Origin of the sequence: Erythrobacter sp., from assembly GCF_023653175.1 — a bacterium.
Lineage (GTDB): Bacteria > Pseudomonadota > Alphaproteobacteria > Sphingomonadales > Sphingomonadaceae > Erythrobacter.
Map to the genome: position 1 here is coordinate 1 of NZ_JAMNXL010000086.1, position 14932 is coordinate 14932.

Consider the following 14932-nt stretch of genomic DNA (forward strand, 5'->3'; position numbering starts at 1 on the left):
GCACCGACGTTGACGGCGACCGGCCCGCGCTCCAACCGGTGCGACACAGAGCCACCCAGCACCCAGCGTTTGTCGCGCTGAACGAACTCGTCACCACGCACCGGGTCTTCAAGGAAGTAGGTGAAGTTGGACACCAGCTCGAATTCGTACCGTGTGGCATATGCTGAAAACGTGGTGCCGCCCAGTGCCCCGCCCAACACAAAGCCGAGGCGCGTCGTGCTTCCCCCAAGATCATCATCGATATTGCCCAAGCGGTCGATCAGCCCGCTGGCGACCGCGCGTTCCGGCACCTGATCGGTCGATGTCCAGCGGGCGTCATAGGCGTTGAACTGGAGCGAAAAGCGGTTGGTCTCGCCGCCAACGGAATATTTCACCAGCCCCAAAAAACGCTCGAGATCTTCCTCTAGCAGCCAGGGACCATCATAAAATTGCGCATCACCCACGAACAGCAAGTCGCCGCCGCCGAGGCCGGTGCTTCCGCCAGCAACGCCGCGCACGAAGCCGAATTCGCCGACCTGCGCCTCGGCGAAGGGGCGCAAGGTGTCGGCGGTCTTGAAGGCGGCGGTCCCTGCTGCGCTGAAATCGCCGACATCGGCAAAATAGGGGCCTTTGCGGAAGTCGATCCGTTCAACCGCCTCGGGAATCAGGAAATTGAAATCGAGATAGCCCTGCCCGTGTCCGTGCGAGCGCATATTGATGGGAACGCCATCGACAAATCCGGCAAAATCCGTGCCGTGATCAAGGTTGAAACCGCGCAGGAAGAACTGGTTGGCCTTGCCGCTACCCGAATGCTGCGTGGCGACCAGGCCGGGCACGTTCTCCACCAATTCACCGATCCGAGAAATCGGAACCGCGTCAAAATCGGCATAGCCGACTGTCCCTTGCGATGCGGACCGGGCAATGCCGATTTCTTCCAGCTCACGGCCGTAAACGATGATCTGTTGTGGCTCGCCGCTTTCCATTTCGGCTAGTTCCGGCTCGGCTGTAGCTTGCGCTGCTGCTGCGGTGGCGAAGGTGCAAAGTGCTGTCCCCGCCAGTCCAATCGCCAGCCTTCGGGAGTGCGCCGATGCAGTGGTTGCAGACATGGCAAATCCTTCGCTAGCGGACAAGGAGGGTCAGGCCGTTCGCAGCTTTCCCGCATGGTAGCGTCGCGCGAACAGAATCAATCCGGCGAACAGCACGGAGAAAAACACCAGCATCATGCTCGTCTCGACCACCGCTTCGAACGGCGTGACAATGTTCTCGTCGAGGCCGATATAACGGTCCGCCACCCACACCGCCGCGACGACGCAACAAAACAGCGACAGTGCGGTACGCAGCCGCTGATAGGCCGGTGTAGCAGCGATGGTCACCAGTGCGGGGACGATCGCGAGTGCGATGGCGATCTGAACCAGTTCGATCCCGACGTTGAAGCCGAGAAGCGTGACGATATTGCGCGCCACGGACAAATCGGTCGCGCTCAAAAATCCGGCAAAGCCAAGGCCGTGGACAAGCCCGAAGAGCGTGGCGAACAGAGCCTCTCGGCGGTGGAAGATCGGGCGGATTGCATGGATCGCTGCAATCAACACCGATACCGCAATCAGGGTCTCTACCAGCGGTCCAGGAAGAGTCAGCCCGCCCAGCGATGCCGCGATCAGGGTGGCACTGTGTCCCAGCGTGAAGCCTGAAATCAGGATTGCCGCGGAACGGATCGTCGGCTTTGAACCGCGCGCTTCACGCCAGCGTCCGCCGCGCGCCATCAGCGGCAGCGGCAACAGCAACGCCAGCAAAAACGCCAGATGATCGATCCCACCAAGGATGTGCCCGGCACCAAGACTGACTGCATTGGCAAAGGGCATCCAGGTGCGCGCCGCGCCGCGGTTGATCTCCAGCGCATTGCGGCTTGCGCGCAAGGTGCCGATGACGTCGGGCTCGTCGCCCAGTTTGCTCACCGGATCGCGGCGCAGCATGACCAGCACGAAATGGTCGGGCACCGTCCCGATCACCGCGCGCCAACGAAGCGTGAAGTCGCTCAGTTGCGCTGGATCTCGCGGCACAAGGGAGAGCGTCGCGACGAGGTCTGGCGTGCCATCGCGGGTGACGAAGTCGAGACTCTCCACCCGCGTCTGCCACACGCTAGCGCCGCTGCTGGCCGAGATAAAGCCGGCAAGATAGCGCCGCGCCTGCGCACGAGATACCTCATCTGCAGCGATGCGGTTGCCGCTGGCATAGGCATATTCCGCCGCCGGTACGACGACCTCCAGTTCGAGCCGGTCGGCGTGGAAATCGAGATAGGCTTCGCTGTTCGGCGCCTGGTGCGCCCTTGCCATGCCTGTCAGCGCGACAAAAGCGAGCAGCCATGCCGTGACGTTCCGGATCAGCCGTGTGCGAGCCATATCAGCCTCGTTGCCGGATCACCGATTTTTGGATTGATCGCGCGCGCCTGCTCGTTGGCAATATCCGCCGCATTGGTCTCGCCAAGAATTGTAAGCGCTTGCGCCTTGATTGCGAAGAGCTGCGCGGATCGCCAGCCGGACCGCTCTGCAAGGCCAATTTCGGTCATCGCCGAGCGGGCCTGATCATTCGCCATGAGCGCCCGAGCCAATAGCAGCCGTGCCTCGCCGTACGGGCGGGCTTTTGCATTGATCGTGGCCAGTCGCAGCGCCTCTGTAGCATCGCCGAAGACGAGCTCATGCTCGGCGGCATGGGCGGCGAAGGCTGCGGGGTATTTGCGGGCCCACTCCTGCCAGATTGCGCCCGACTTTTCCGCCCAGGCGCGGCTTCGGGTGTTGTCGCCGCGAACGCGCCACACCAGCGCCAGCATATCCATCGCCTCGGGCCGATTATGATCGCGCGCCACTCTTTCAAGTTCGGCAATGGCGCTGTCCGTCTGACCAATAGCGAGGCGCGCCTCGGCCCGGTAGAGTGCGGTCAGCCAGTGACCGGAAAACAGTGCTTCGGCCCTGTCGAACCAGTCGTTCGCAGTTTCATAATCGCCGCGAGCGCTCGCAATCATACCGGTCTGGAGCGCTATGCCCGACAGCACCACCGGCGTAAGTTTTTCGGTGCGGGTAGCCTCGGCCAATGTTGCGATGGCGGCATCGAATTCTCCCGAGACGCGCCGAAGATTGGCCAAGCGCAGCGCAACGGAGACATGTGGGTCGATCTGCGCAGCCTCGCGGTAGAGACTCAATGCGCGGGCGTGGTCGCCGGTGTAGAGTGCCAGATCGCCGCGCATCGCGGCGGCTTCCGAACGGATCGGTCTTTCAGGCACAACGCTGGCGCGAGAAAGAACGCCGATCTCCCGCGCCGTCTCGGCCAGATCGTGCCGCGCCATGGCCAGTTCGGCCCGCAATTCAGGCACACCCGACGGCACAGGAGCAAGCGCGCGAACTGCGGCGATCTCGTGCTCGGCCATGTCGAGATAGGCGATCTCGCCGGTCAGGCGGAACAGTGAAAGCGCCGCAGCACCAGCGCCAGCGTGAGGGAGCCATTCATTCGGGGTGCGCTCGATGCGGGCCTGTGACAGGGCTAGCCGCTCGTTGTGACCGGCGAGAAGTCCAGTATAAGTCGTTGGGCCGTAAGCTGGCCGTTCCAGGGCAAAAACGGGATTGGGGAAGCCGTCGCCGCGCTGGGTCAGCCATTGCAGCAGCGCAACACTTAAGACCGCGAACATCGCCATCAGTGGCCAACGAAGCATTCTGGTCATGGCGTCCTTGCTTCATTATTGTGAACCGGGCAGGCCTAATGAGGTAGGACCTGCCCGGTTGTCGGAACGGGGGGCAGCGTTCCGGTGGTTGCTTCAGCGGGCGCGGGCGCAGGGTGTCAGACCCGCTCCGACCAGATCATCAGCCAGCGCGTTGGTAAGCCCGGTCAGCTGTGCGCTCAATTCCGGCACAAAGTCGCCATCGGCATCGTCCGCGGGATTGGCGTCGTTGTAGGCGTTCTTCATGGCCGAACCGATCAACGCGGTCGAAACCGCTGGCATGCCCATGCGATCGACCCGCGTATAGGCGCTTGCCGCATCGGTGCGGAACGTGAAGCCCGAACCCGGCGATGTCATGACCTGCGTTCCTTGCGCGGGTGCGAGGAACGGAAAGCCGGTCGGTAGCGGCACATCATTGCGCGGCGGATTGAGCGGCAGTCCTGCCAAAGTCCCGGGCCCGTTGCGGGCAAGATCAAGGAAGATCACCGCCAAGGTCACGTCGATGACCGGATCAGCCAGCAGACGCCCATTGGGGAATCCGGCATTGGCCGCGAGGTTGAGCGTCAGCGTGTCGGGAACCACGGCGGCAGCTACGGTCACGCCGCCGGTTCCGGGGACCACCTGGTTGAGGCAGGGGCCGACGTCGAAGCCGATCGGAGAAGGCGACGGGCTTGGCGTTGGGGTCGGAGTTGGCGCGACAACGACGGGCGGCGGCGCCATCTCGTCATCCCCGCAGGCCGCCAAAAGGCCGAGCGTCGCAATCAGCGGAGCAGCCGACAGCGCCCTGCGGAGCGATTTTGCATAGTTCGTTGTCATCACAATTGACCTCCAAAACGCGCAGTTGTGGCCCACACGTCCACGAGGTTTGTTCCATTTTCGATCCGGTCGCGCGGGATCGAGATGACGATTGCCGTGAGATTCTGCCCGGCGAAAAAGTCGCGCTGGTTGTTGAAGCTCAATGTTCCGGTGGCGACCGTGTCGCGGAAGCCCTGAAGGTCAAAGAAGAACGGATCATCGAACAGACCGGCCCGCACGCGCACGCCGTCCTTGACGAGATCGGTCTCCACCGCCCCTTCAACTGCCCCGGTCACGCCGGGAAGGCCCCTCACCTGAACCCCGAAAGTGTTGCTGCCCGAGCCTTGTCCGAAGCGGACCTCGATGGGAATGTTGGGCGTGGTGCGCGGCGCCGCGTTTGACACATTGATGGTGTAGAGCACGTTCGGGTCATAGGTGGCTGGAAGATTGGTCGCCTGGGGGCCAGCGAAGGTCAGCACCAGATTGACGTCCGTGGCGGTGTGCCAGGCGAACACGTCGGCGATGTCGGCCGCCTTGTCGGGCGTGGCGTCGTTTGCAGGGTTCGTGCGGCCCGGCGGGTCAAGGTGATCGGCGGCGATAAGGCCGGCGCCGGTCACATAGAGTGCCCCCCCTGCCAGCGCCATCATGACCCCCGCAGTCAGGGGCAGTGCGTGTCTCATTTTCACCCGGCTTCTCCTCGCGCAATGCATCAATTGACTGGCCGCGCACGTTACTGCGCCAAGGCCCTACGCCTGCGATCGGCATCCGGTTTTGAGCGGGTAAAAATATTTTTTTAAACTTGTCTATATTGCTGCCGCCTTCCTAGATCGCGGCATGTTGAAGCGGGAGATTGATCGCGCGCATGGCCAATGACACACTGAATAGTGAGCTACTTCAGATCCTTCTTGCGATGGCAGAAGGTGAGAAAGCAGCTATGCACCGTCTCTACGTGCGGACGTCTCGTGAGCTTTATTCGCTCTGTTTCAGCTTTATTCAAAACCGGGAAGCCAGCGAAGACGTAGTGCATGAGGTGTATTTGAAAGCCTGGAATCGGGCGGCCAGTTACGATCAGACAAAAGGCACTCCCATGGCGTGGCTTACCCGGATTGCGCGCAACAGCGCAATCGACTGGATCAGAGCCCAAAAGCGCCGACAGACAACCGGTGACGACGAACTCATCTTCGTCGTTGACCAAAGTGAGACCGCAGAGGAAATGCTCATCCGGGTAGAACAATCGGATATTGTCAGGCAGCAGGTGGAGAATTTGGCGTCAGCCGATGCCAATCTCATCCGCAGCGCTTATTTGCGCGGCATGACCTATTCTGAGGTGGCAAATGAAACGGGCTTGCCGCTGGGAACGGTCAAGACGCGGATCCGCAGGGGGCTTCGCATAATGCGCGAAAGAATGACCTATGACTGATGACCCAGACGCCCCGAGCGATCTGGAGATGCTGGCCGCCGAATATGCTCTCGGCTTGCTGGAAGCCGACGCTCACGCTGCAGCAGAAGCACGTATTGCGACCGATCCGGAATTCGCAATCCGCGTGGCCCGGTGGGAGGCGGTCGGTCATGATTGGGCAAGCACGGCTCCTTCAGACAAGGATTGGTCGCCGGACGATCTGTGGCAGCGGATGGAAGCCGCTTTTCCGACTGGACGCGAGGCGCACGTCCTCCCTCAGCCAGCCAATGATACAGACACGCCGTCAGCCATACCGCGTTCGGCATCCGGATGGCGGCTGGGGGCGATCGCTGCATCCGTCGCAGCGATGGTGCTTGGCGGGCTCTATTTGGGCGAGCGCGACCGGGCGCAGGAATTCGGCGAGAAGCTTGCTCTGGCCGAAGCGCAAGGCGAAGTGGCCACATCGACCATTCGCGTGGCGCAGGTAAGCCAAGCCGACGGTGCCCCCCTGCTGAGCGTGATTTACGAAGGGCAAGATGGAAGGCTTACTGCGCGAATCGCAGACATTGCGGATCAGAACCTCGTGCCTGAATTGTGGGTGATCGGGCCCGACGGAAAGCCGCGCTCACTGGGACAGGGCATCGGTGGCTCGGTCTTTGTGGTCGAGATTACCGACCAGATGCGCAAGGACATTGCTGCCGGGAGCGTGATCGCGATCTCCCTCGAAAAACCGGCGCCTGCGCCAAGTGCGCAACCAACAGCGGAGCGCATTCTCGGCGCTGCACAGCTTGCTCCAGTGACGTAAGCACAGGCACGTCACTTTGGTTTCTCTGTTTTGTGCCTCCGGTGCCAAGCGCCGTGACATTCGTTCCTCACTGCTGCCAAATAGGTGGCAGAAAGGGGTTTGGAGGGCCGCGAAAGGAGAATGCATTGAGGCGCCAAAGTTGATGGCTTCGGCTGCTCTGAGGAGAAGATGTGATGATGATCCAGACGTGCCCGCATTGTGACATAGCGTCTTCGCAGCGTATAAATGGTTGTTCAAGCCCAAGGCGCAATGACTGGTTCGAGCGACCGCGCTGAACGGATTTTGAAACCGGACTTGGTCTAGCTCGTGCCTTAGCGTCTGATACAATTGCTTCGGTAAAAGCATCGATCGGCGCGTCCCGGCGCATTCTCTTCCTCAGAAGCAAGCGCCGTTGGGCAGACCCGTTTCTCTCCAGCAGATGCCCCGTGGCGGCTCACTTCAAGGCCGACACACCGCAGTCCATTACCCTTGCCAAAAGAGAGCCGTCCAAGCGGGGTCGGTTGCTGCATATCGGTGTTCAGGAAGTGGGCCTTGAATAGCTGCCATTCACGCTCCCGAGCAGGGTTTTGTCCGCTTTCGGCAATGCCAGTCATTCGACATGCCGTTAACGAACGACGGCTAAGTCCCAGATCCAGTCAATGCGGCCGATGGAGACCCCGTCGGCTGTCAGGTAATCGACTGACGAGCCGCAATGGCCGACATCGGCGCGCAAAGCGGCCGCTTCCGGTGTGCAGTCCATGCACGAGGCGAGCCGGCGACAACATTGCTTGGGCTTATGCGACTCCCCTACGGCCTTAGGGGCATCGCGAGCCAGTTGAGCCGTTCAGCGACACCCCAAAAATACCCCCAAGCCGTCGCTATGAGATGAATTCCCAGGTTGCGGGCCCTTAACCCAAGCGTCACAAAACCGTGTTATTTCAGCAACTAAGCGGCTATTTCAAAAGCGGGACCTCGACATTACTCGAGTCCGACTTTCTGATATTTTTCCTTTTATTGTCAGTAATTTATTTCTTTGGTAGCGGAGAAGGGACATTTAGAGAACATACAAGTAATTGAATTGGAAAGCAAAATCAGTCTGCGGCCGTCATGATACCCCCCTTCAATACCCCCACTTTTAAACAATGCTGCAAGGTGACTAAAGGCCAAGTCGAACGATCAATCGCAGAAAATCAGCGGTTCCCCTCTTCGTCTCGAATTCCGCAATTGGACCGTTTGCCGAATGGCGAGTTCCACGCGGAGTGGTACGGAACGCTGCCGTCCGATCATCCACTCAGCTTCGGCAACTCTCGACCCAGAACATGCCGTTCAAGATCGCATGAACAAATGTCACTTTTTGCTGGAAGCTGCCAAGCCGGATTGGATGTCGATCCTGCAGTGGGTCGCGGTTGTGTGGAAAGCTGAGGCTCGGTTTCGGCGAGCCTCCTTATCTTGCTCAAACAACGGGGGTGACGGCTGATTGATGCAGTCGTCCCGCTTTACGACGACCCGCCGACCGTTCGGGACGGTCGGCGGGCGTGTGGTTGGTTCGATCAGTGCGGCTCGCTTCCGTTCGCGGGCACCGGCGCTGCCTCGCCCGCCGCGGCCGGCTCGCCCGCTCCGCCTCGCGCTTCGCCGGCGACCAGCGCGTTGCCTGATGCGCTGAATATACCCGCAGGCAGCGCCCGCGTGACCTTGCCCTGCTTGACGACGACCTGCTGGATCTCGCCGCGCCCGTCGGCGATCACCTCGCGCACCTTGCCGAGCGAGGCACCATCCGGCGTCATCACTGGCATACCGGGCGCAACGCTGGTCATGCCCTGCCCTGCCGCCGCTGCCGAACCCGCGACCGCGAGCGCCGAGGGCATCAGCGAGGCCGAGCCTTCACCGCCCGCGCTACCGCTTCCACTGCCCCCGCCCGAGACCCCGCCGAGAGCCGGGATCGCGGGCATGCCGGGCATCGGCGCGTTCTGGGTGGCGCCGCGTGCCGTGCCCACCGCGCTACCGGCGGTGTTCGCAGCGAAGGACTTGGCGGTGCCCGTCACCGGCGCGAGGGTGCCGGTCACGGCATCGGTGCCGATCAACTGCGCATTGGCGTTACCCTGACCGCCAGCCGATCCGCTGCCGGTTGCCTGCGTCATGCCTCCCATCGGGGGCACGACCAGATCGGCGAGGCTGGCGGTCGAACCAGTGATGGAACCTTCGGCGCTGCGCTCGGCCTGAACGGTGCCCTTGCGTGCATCTACCGACTGGCTGCCACGCGTCGAGCCGCGACCGCTTACGGTGCTGTCGACCGTGCCGCGCACGGTGGTAGTGGTGCGTTCGATGGTGCCGCCGAGCGTGCCGCCCATACCGCCGCCGAGACCGCCGCCACCACCGAGCAGCTGCGCCTGTGCGGCAGCGGGGATCAGTGCGATGGCGCTTGCAGCGAGGATAAGCTTCTTCATGTCCGTCTCCTTTCGGGTGTCCAGCGGGCCATTGCCGGCCCGCTCGGAAGGAAAACGGATGGGTTCGCGCGCTTAATGCATGGCCCGGCGCAAAATCATTTCCGCTGGCCGCAACTCCCGCACAGCAGGCCGCGCCCGAAGGTCTCGTCCGCGCCCTTCGGCCCGAGATCGCGGGCCTCGGCGTCGAGCCGCGTGCGCCATGACCCGCCGCCACCCAGCGCCGCCGCCACGCGCGCCGCAGCGAGCGGGGCGGCAAAGCTGGTGCCGCGCCAAGCCTTGATCCGGCCGCGCGCATCGCGTGCATGGACCCCCGCACCCGGCGCGGCATAATCGAGATGCTGCGCCCGTCCGGCCTCGATCAGGGCGCGCCCCTTACGGTCGACCCCCGTGATCGCAAGGACACCTTCATAGGAGGCAGGATAGGCGGGCGGAGCGGCGGGGCCATCATTGCCAACGGCGGCGATCACCACCACACCCTTGACCCGCGCGGCGGCGACGGCGCGCTCCACCAGAGCGCTGCGCGGGCCGATGAGGCTTACCGTCACTACCTGGCAGCCATTTGCCGTCAGCCAACCGAGCGCTCTGGCAATTGCCGAGGCATTGCCGCCCGCCGGGTCCTTGCCATAGACATCCGCCACCCAGAGCCGGGTCGCGCCATGATCGTGCAGCAGGCTGGCCACCGCGCTGCCGTGGTCCGAGGGATGCGGCGCTTCTGCCGCAAAGCCCTTTTGCCCCTGAACCGGCACGGATGCGCCGACCCCGCCATCGATGATCCCGACCTTCACGGTGACCGTTCGGCTGGCCGCCTGAGCCAATGCCGCAACGGGGGGCGTGCGCGAGTTCGCTTGCGATCCCGCCTCCCAGTGAAGCGTATCGGCCTCGATCTGCGCCCCGGGCGCAAGCGCGGCGGCACGCGCCTGCGCGTCCGCTAGCGTCATCCCGGCAGGAACCTCAAGGCGGGCGAAAGCAATGCCGAGCCCTTCGATCTCCTCGCGGGCCAGCACGCGGAAGCCCGCCTGTTCCATCAGGAGGAGTTCTGGTTCGGAAGCGCCCGTCGCCAGCAGCTCGCCGCGCCGGGCGAGGTTGCCTTCGGCATCGCGCTCGATCGCCTGAGGGTTGGCGGCGAGCAGCCGTTGAAGCGTGCGTTCGCGCAGCCGCAGCAGACGCCGTGCCTCACGCTCTGTCAGCGCCCTTGCCTCGCCCACCGTCTGGTCGAACTGACCGCCAACCTCACCAAGCACCTCGCCAACCGGCGGCACGCGCACCGGCACACCGGGCACCTGAAGCTGCGCCGCGATCGGTCCCGCAAGCGTCGTCACGACCATCGCGAAAGCCAAAAGTCTCGTCCCACCGCGCATGATTGTGTTCTTCCTCCAATCCGCATTAAGCATGGATGAAACGGACAAGCCCATCCGTTTCATCCGCAGAAAGGCATGGAACGCTGCCCCAGAGCTTCGAAAATCAGGTGCTCGATCTGCTGCCGCGCCTGCGGCGGTTTGCGATCGGGCTTGCCGGGTCGAGGCCCGACGGCGACGACCTGTGCCAGATGACCATCGAACGCGCCCTCGCCCGCCGTGAGCAGTGGCAGGAGGGGACGCGGCTCGACAGCTGGATGTACCGGATCATGCGCAACATCTTTATCGACGAAGCCCGGGCTACTTCGCGCCGCCGTGAGACCTTCGTGGATCCCGACGCGGGACAATCGGTGGGCGGCGACGGCGCGCAGGAGGCAGCGGTCGAGCTGTCGCTGGTCGACCGCGCCATGGCGCGCCTGCCCGAGGAACAGCGCGAGGCGGTGCTGCTGGTGATGGTGGAGGGCTGGTCCTACAAGGAGGCGGCCGAGATCGTCGGCTGCCCCGTGGGCACGCTCAATTCGCGGCTGGTGCGCGGGCGCGACGCGCTGATGGCGATGCTGGAGGATGCAGAATGCGCGTGACCGAGGAATTGCTGGCCGCCTATGCCGATGGCGAGCTTGACGCGGCCGGGCAGGCCGAAGTCGAGGCGGCAATCGCCGCCGACCCGGAGCTTGGGGGCAAGATCAAAGCCCATCGCGCTCTGAAGGCGACCCTCGCCGGGCATTACGCGCCGATCGCGCAAGAGGCAGTGCCGCCCGGCCTTGCGGCGCTGCTCGCCACGCCGGCGCAAGAAAGCGGTGCGGGCGCGGGGGAGGTCGTCAGCCTCGCCGCCGCCCGGCAGAAGCGCGGGCTGCCAGCGGCGTTCCGGCGCTGGGCGCCTCTTGCCGGTCCGGCCCTCGCGGCCTCGCTGATCCTCGCCATCGTGCAGCCGTGGCAGGGGGGCACGCCCGAAGGCTATGCCGGGGGCGATCTGGCCGCCGCGCTCGATACGCAGCTGGCCGCCACGCAGGCGGATCAGACAGGCACCCGGATACTCCTCAGTTTCGCACGCGAGAACGGCGATCTGTGCCGCGCGTGGCGCAGCACCGACAGCGGCGGGATAGCCTGCCGCGATGACACCGGCTGGAAAATCGAGCGGCAAATCGCACTTGGCAAAGCGCAGGGAACCGAGTTCCGCCAGGCCGGGAGCGAGACCGATCTGCTCGCTGCCGCACAGGACATGGCCGCGGGCGAAGCGCTCGATGCCGTGGGGGAGCGCGCCGCCCGGGCGCGCGGGTGGAAGCAGCCCTGATAAAAGAAAGGGCCGGCAATCCTGCCGACCCCTCCCCGGTGCCTCGTTGAAAAAGAATGTGGCGGATCAGCCCACCGTCACGGTGCCGCTGCGATAGCCGCGTTCGGCCATTTCCTCGATATATTCCTTGCGCTCCTGACGAAGTTCGCGGGCATATTCCTCCCATGCATCGCGCAGGTCCTCAAGATCGCTCGCCCGGCCGAGATCGGCGCGCAGTTCCTTCTGCGCTTCGGTGATGTCGATGCGGTAGTCATACCACAGGCTGTTCTCGATCCCGGCGATCGGCGCGGTGAGAATCATACGCTCTTCCGCGCGGGCAAGGCGCTCCTCGTAGAGGTCGCTCACGGCGGCCTGTCCGGCGGTAGCCATCATGCCCAGAGCGATGATCGGGGTAGCGATTGCGAGTTTCACGTGATGTCTCCTTCCATTGCTGCCCGCCCCGATCGGGACGGTCATGGAGGAAACGGGCGGTGCAGCCGGTTTAATTCACGCCGAGGCGATTATTCGTGGGCCAGCGAGAAATTCCGTTGCGCGGCCCATAAGGCAGCGAAGAACGGCGGCTCCGACCTAGGGTTGGTCGTTCACTTCCGCCAAAATGTACGTCTGGTTTCGCCAAGAGCCGCCACGCCGCTTTCAGGATCGCGCATCTACCGTTCTGATCACCGGGGCTGGGTGGCTAGCTGACATGATCGGGGCGATTCAACCCGCCTGACTTAGTGTGAATGTTCAGGTGCTGCGAACAGGATCAACTCGACCTGCTTGTCACCCTCGACGAACGCGTCGTGTCCGGGCGGAATAACGAAAAAATCGCCGGGCTCGATTGTTGTCTCAAGGCCGCTTTCGAGCATCCGCACTACCAGCGTGCCGGAGATCGAGTAGCCAGTGTGATACATCGGGCAAGTTTCAGGATGGCCCAGGAGCGGCTTTTCATCTTTCTCCCAAACCCAACGAGGCTTGAAGATGGCGTGCATTCCCGTAGCCCCAGTGCTCGTCATGCTGATGATCTTGATCCCGCCAGCATCCTTCATATCCAACACTTCATTGGGCGTTTCGAAGCGGCGTATTTCGATTGCATGCGGCATCTTGTTCTCCAATCGCGCGGTTGATGTGGCTAGTATCAGCCCGCCTTATTGGCGGCCATTGCATGGACGTCCGCAGCACCAAGGCGCTGCCCGCCGATGGCCCAGTCGCCCTGCTCGATTTCGTTGATGCGAACCCACGTCACAGGGCGCATCGCTTCGCCTTCGACCGCGATCATCGCTTCGGTGACATTGTCTATCAGCTGGCGCTTCTGGTCAGGGGTGAAAACATCTTTGATGACATCGATTGTAACGAGCGGCATTTCAGTTCTCCAATCGGAATATCGGGTCCGTGTCTTTCGATGAAGGAGAGATAGCTCGAACTTTTGGGTGAAGCTTGACCGCGGCGTGAATATGCCTGACTTTCTCATGAAGTTTGAGCGAAGGGAGCCTCGATTGGCGGAAGTCCAGCCTTGCATCTTCCGCTTTGAAGATTTTGAGCTCGACACCGCGCAGTTTGAACTCAGGTCTGATGGCATGCGTCTGCATGTTGAGCCGCAGGTTCTCTCGCTTTTGATCCTGCTAGCGGAAAACGCTGGAAGGATGGTCAGCAAAGACGAAGTCATTGAGAAGATATGGGATGGACGGATCGTTTCTGAATCAGCGGTCGCCGCTCGGATCAAGGCCGTTCGCAAGGCGATCGGCGACGACGGCAAGCGCCAGCGACTGATCCGCACCATCCATGGCAAAGGTTTCCGGTTCGTCGGGAAATTAGCAGATTGCTCCGATAACGCGCCTGTTCCCCTTCAAACCCAAGTTTCAAGCGAAGATACCGTGAGCACAGCCGTCCGAACTTCGCGCGACGGGCGCCCTTCCATTGCCGTGCTGCCTTTCCAGCTAGTGGGCGAAGCCGGACCGCTTAGCATCATCGCCGATGCCGTGCCTGCCGATATCATCATGGACCTGTCGCGCCTGCATTGGCTGTTTGTGATTGCACGCGGATCGAGCTTCCGTTTTCGAGGTGCCGAGGCCGACCCGCTGACGGTGGGACGCGCGCTGGCCGTGCGGTATTGCCTTACAGGCACGATCGAGGTGTCGGGCGAGGAAGTCACCGTCGCGGTCATGTTGGCTGACGCCGAACATGGTGAAGCGATCTGGGCGGAAAATTACCGCGGCGCGCTTGCCGAACTCCAGCTGATGCGGCCTGACATCGAAGCGCACGTTGTTGCAGCGTTGGAAGTGCAAATCCCACGCAACGAGGTGCGCAATGCGCGTAGACGCCCCGCGACTGAGCTAGATGCCTGGGCAAGCTTTCATCTGGGGCTTGATCACATGTATCGCTTTAGGCAGGCCGACAATGCGATTGCTGCCAAACTGTTTGACCAGTCACTTGCGCTCGATCCCTATTTTTCACGCGCGCTGGGCGGCCTCTCATTCACGCATTTCCAGAATGCATTCCTGAACTTTTGTGGCAGTCCCGAAGCAGAGTTGGAGGCAGCGCGCAGTTTCGCTCATCGCGCGCTGGAAGCGGATCAATTCGATCCGTTTGCCCATTTCAATGTCGGGCGCAGTTTCTGGCTCGACGGACAGTTGGAGGACGCGATTGCGTGGTTCGATCGAGCAACCGGCCTCAGCCCAAGCTACGCGCAGGGCATCTATAATCGCGGTCTCGTCAACACCATGGCTGGCAAACCGAAGGAGGCCGATGCCGATCTGATATTAGCGCTGGAGCTAAGTCCCCTCGACCCGCTTGCCTATGCGATGGTCTCAAGCCGCGCACTGGCTCATGTGCAACTTGGCGACTATGAAAAAGCCGCCGAACTCGGATCACGTGCGGCGCGAATGCCTGGTGCGCACAAGCATATCGCGCTCATCGCCGCATTCACGGCGCACATTGCGGGCAATTCCAAAGAAGCAAGGCTCTGGCTCGCTAAGGGCAAGGCCGCCGATCCCAACCTCAAGGCCAAGACTTTCTTCCATGCCTTCCCCTTCGCCCACAATTCCGCGCGCGAAGTGATTGAGAAGAGCATTGCGGATCTGGGTTTGTAGTTGCACGATCGATTTGGTCCGTGACGGGGTCGCTTCCTACATGTCGGATTTTTGGGAAACGACCTTCGGATAGCCGCCAATCGCGGCCTCACTTGAGCAGGGTTGGCTCCC

The 14932-nt window shown here is 62.5% G+C and carries 15 protein-coding genes; 5 read left to right on the forward strand and 10 right to left on the reverse strand.

From position 1 onward, the window contains the following. From NBV68_RS10760 to NBV68_RS10780, 5 genes are all read right to left on the reverse strand, one after another. Positions 1–1085, reverse strand: a 1085-nt coding sequence (locus NBV68_RS10760) for a Plug domain-containing protein (protein WP_296309745.1), incomplete at its 3' end; no start/stop codon positions are given. A 30-nt stretch (positions 1086–1115) separates the two neighbouring features. After that, entirely contained in the window at positions 1116–2375 is a 1260-nt protein-coding gene (locus tag NBV68_RS10765; protein ID WP_296309748.1) for a HupE/UreJ family protein, read from the reverse strand. Continuing rightward, the gene (locus tag NBV68_RS10770) at positions 2357–3688 is read right to left on the reverse strand and encodes a tetratricopeptide repeat protein (RefSeq protein ID WP_296309752.1); all 1332 of its coding nucleotides are present in this window, start codon (positions 3686–3688) and stop codon (positions 2357–2359) included. The genes NBV68_RS10765 and NBV68_RS10770 overlap by 19 nt, the downstream gene beginning before the upstream one ends. A gap of 93 nt (positions 3689–3781) precedes the next feature. After that, entirely contained in the window at positions 3782–4405 is a 624-nt protein-coding gene (locus tag NBV68_RS10775; protein WP_296309755.1) for a DUF4331 family protein, read from the reverse strand. Between the two features lie 95 nt (positions 4406–4500). Then, on the reverse strand, positions 4501–5160 hold the full coding sequence (locus NBV68_RS10780; protein WP_296309757.1) for a DUF4331 family protein: 660 nt from the start codon (positions 5158–5160) through the stop codon (positions 4501–4503). A 182-nt stretch (positions 5161–5342) separates the two neighbouring features. Between NBV68_RS10780 and NBV68_RS10785 the strand changes: the two genes are divergently transcribed. Both NBV68_RS10785 and NBV68_RS10790 read left to right on the forward strand, forming a co-directional pair. Beyond that, positions 5343–5900 (forward strand): sigma-70 family RNA polymerase sigma factor, encoded by a 558-nt coding sequence (locus NBV68_RS10785; RefSeq protein WP_296309759.1) that lies wholly within the window; start codon positions 5343–5345, stop codon positions 5898–5900. Further along, entirely contained in the window at positions 5893–6684 is a 792-nt protein-coding gene (locus tag NBV68_RS10790) for an anti-sigma factor (protein WP_296309761.1), read from the forward strand. The genes NBV68_RS10785 and NBV68_RS10790 overlap by 8 nt, the downstream gene beginning before the upstream one ends. A gap of 1529 nt (positions 6685–8213) precedes the next feature. Here NBV68_RS10790 and NBV68_RS10795 read toward each other — a convergent pair. Continuing rightward, positions 8214–9107 carry a hypothetical protein gene (locus NBV68_RS10795; protein WP_296309764.1) on the reverse strand — a complete coding sequence of 298 codons (894 nt, stop codon included), beginning with the start codon at positions 9105–9107 and terminating at the stop codon, positions 8214–8216. A 95-nt stretch (positions 9108–9202) separates the two neighbouring features. Beyond that, positions 9203–10465, reverse strand: coding sequence for a S8 family serine peptidase (locus NBV68_RS10800; protein WP_296309766.1), 1263 nt, complete (start codon positions 10463–10465; stop codon positions 9203–9205). A 35-nt stretch (positions 10466–10500) separates the two neighbouring features. Here NBV68_RS10800 and NBV68_RS10805 point away from each other — a divergent pair, with 35 nt between their 5' ends. Both NBV68_RS10805 and NBV68_RS10810 read left to right on the forward strand, forming a co-directional pair. Next, positions 10501–11043: an RNA polymerase sigma factor gene (locus NBV68_RS10805; protein ID WP_296309767.1), complete on the forward strand. Its 543-nt coding sequence runs from the start codon at positions 10501–10503 to the stop codon at positions 11041–11043. Next, a complete protein-coding gene (locus NBV68_RS10810) occupies positions 11034–11753 on the forward strand; it encodes a zf-HC2 domain-containing protein (RefSeq protein WP_296309769.1) in 720 nt (239 codons plus the stop codon). Before NBV68_RS10805 ends, NBV68_RS10810 begins: the two co-directional genes overlap by 10 nt. A 66-nt stretch (positions 11754–11819) precedes the next feature. On the opposite strand, the gene NBV68_RS10815 is transcribed toward NBV68_RS10810, so the two are convergent. The 3 genes from NBV68_RS10815 to NBV68_RS10825 form a co-directional block, all read right to left on the reverse strand. After that, entirely contained in the window at positions 11820–12164 is a 345-nt protein-coding gene (locus NBV68_RS10815; protein ID WP_296309771.1) for a hypothetical protein, read from the reverse strand. 302 nt (positions 12165–12466) lie between these two features. Further along, positions 12467–12835, reverse strand: a complete 369-nt coding sequence (locus NBV68_RS10820; protein ID WP_296309773.1) for a hypothetical protein — start codon at positions 12833–12835, stop codon at positions 12467–12469. Positions 12836–12870: 35 nt separating this feature from the next. Further along, positions 12871–13095, reverse strand: coding sequence for a tautomerase family protein (locus tag NBV68_RS10825; RefSeq protein WP_296309774.1), 225 nt, complete (start codon positions 13093–13095; stop codon positions 12871–12873). Between the two features lie 133 nt (positions 13096–13228). Here NBV68_RS10825 and NBV68_RS10830 point away from each other — a divergent pair, with 133 nt between their 5' ends. After that, entirely contained in the window at positions 13229–14821 is a 1593-nt protein-coding gene (locus NBV68_RS10830; protein ID WP_296309776.1) for a winged helix-turn-helix domain-containing protein, read from the forward strand. The last annotated feature ends 111 nt before the right edge of the window (positions 14822–14932 follow it).

What these genes read in the sequence shown, in the direction of transcription:
- NBV68_RS10765 (WP_296309748.1), bottom strand. Translation starts at nt 2,375, where the DNA reads ATGGCTCGCACACGGCTGATCCGGAACGTCACGGCATGGCTGCTCGCT.
- NBV68_RS10770 (WP_296309752.1), bottom strand. Translation starts at nt 3,688, where the DNA reads ATGACCAGAATGCTTCGTTGGCCACTGATGGCGATGTTCGCGGTCTTA.
- NBV68_RS10775 (WP_296309755.1), bottom strand. Translation starts at nt 4,405, where the DNA reads ATGGCGCCGCCGCCCGTCGTTGTCGCGCCAACTCCGACCCCAACGCCA.
- NBV68_RS10780 (WP_296309757.1), bottom strand. Translation starts at nt 5,160, where the DNA reads ATGAGACACGCACTGCCCCTGACTGCGGGGGTCATGATGGCGCTGGCA.
- NBV68_RS10785 (WP_296309759.1), top strand. Translation starts at nt 5,343, where the DNA reads ATGGCCAATGACACACTGAATAGTGAGCTACTTCAGATCCTTCTTGCG.
- NBV68_RS10790 (WP_296309761.1), top strand. Translation starts at nt 5,893, where the DNA reads ATGACTGATGACCCAGACGCCCCGAGCGATCTGGAGATGCTGGCCGCC.
- NBV68_RS10795 (WP_296309764.1), bottom strand. Translation starts at nt 9,107, where the DNA reads ATGAAGAAGCTTATCCTCGCTGCAAGCGCCATCGCACTGATCCCCGCT.
- NBV68_RS10800 (WP_296309766.1), bottom strand. Translation starts at nt 10,465, where the DNA reads ATGCGCGGTGGGACGAGACTTTTGGCTTTCGCGATGGTCGTGACGACG.
- NBV68_RS10805 (WP_296309767.1), top strand. Translation starts at nt 10,501, where the DNA reads ATGAAACGGACAAGCCCATCCGTTTCATCCGCAGAAAGGCATGGAACG.
- NBV68_RS10810 (WP_296309769.1), top strand. Translation starts at nt 11,034, where the DNA reads ATGCGCGTGACCGAGGAATTGCTGGCCGCCTATGCCGATGGCGAGCTT.
- NBV68_RS10820 (WP_296309773.1), bottom strand. Translation starts at nt 12,835, where the DNA reads ATGCCGCATGCAATCGAAATACGCCGCTTCGAAACGCCCAATGAAGTG.
- NBV68_RS10825 (WP_296309774.1), bottom strand. Translation starts at nt 13,095, where the DNA reads ATGCCGCTCGTTACAATCGATGTCATCAAAGATGTTTTCACCCCTGAC.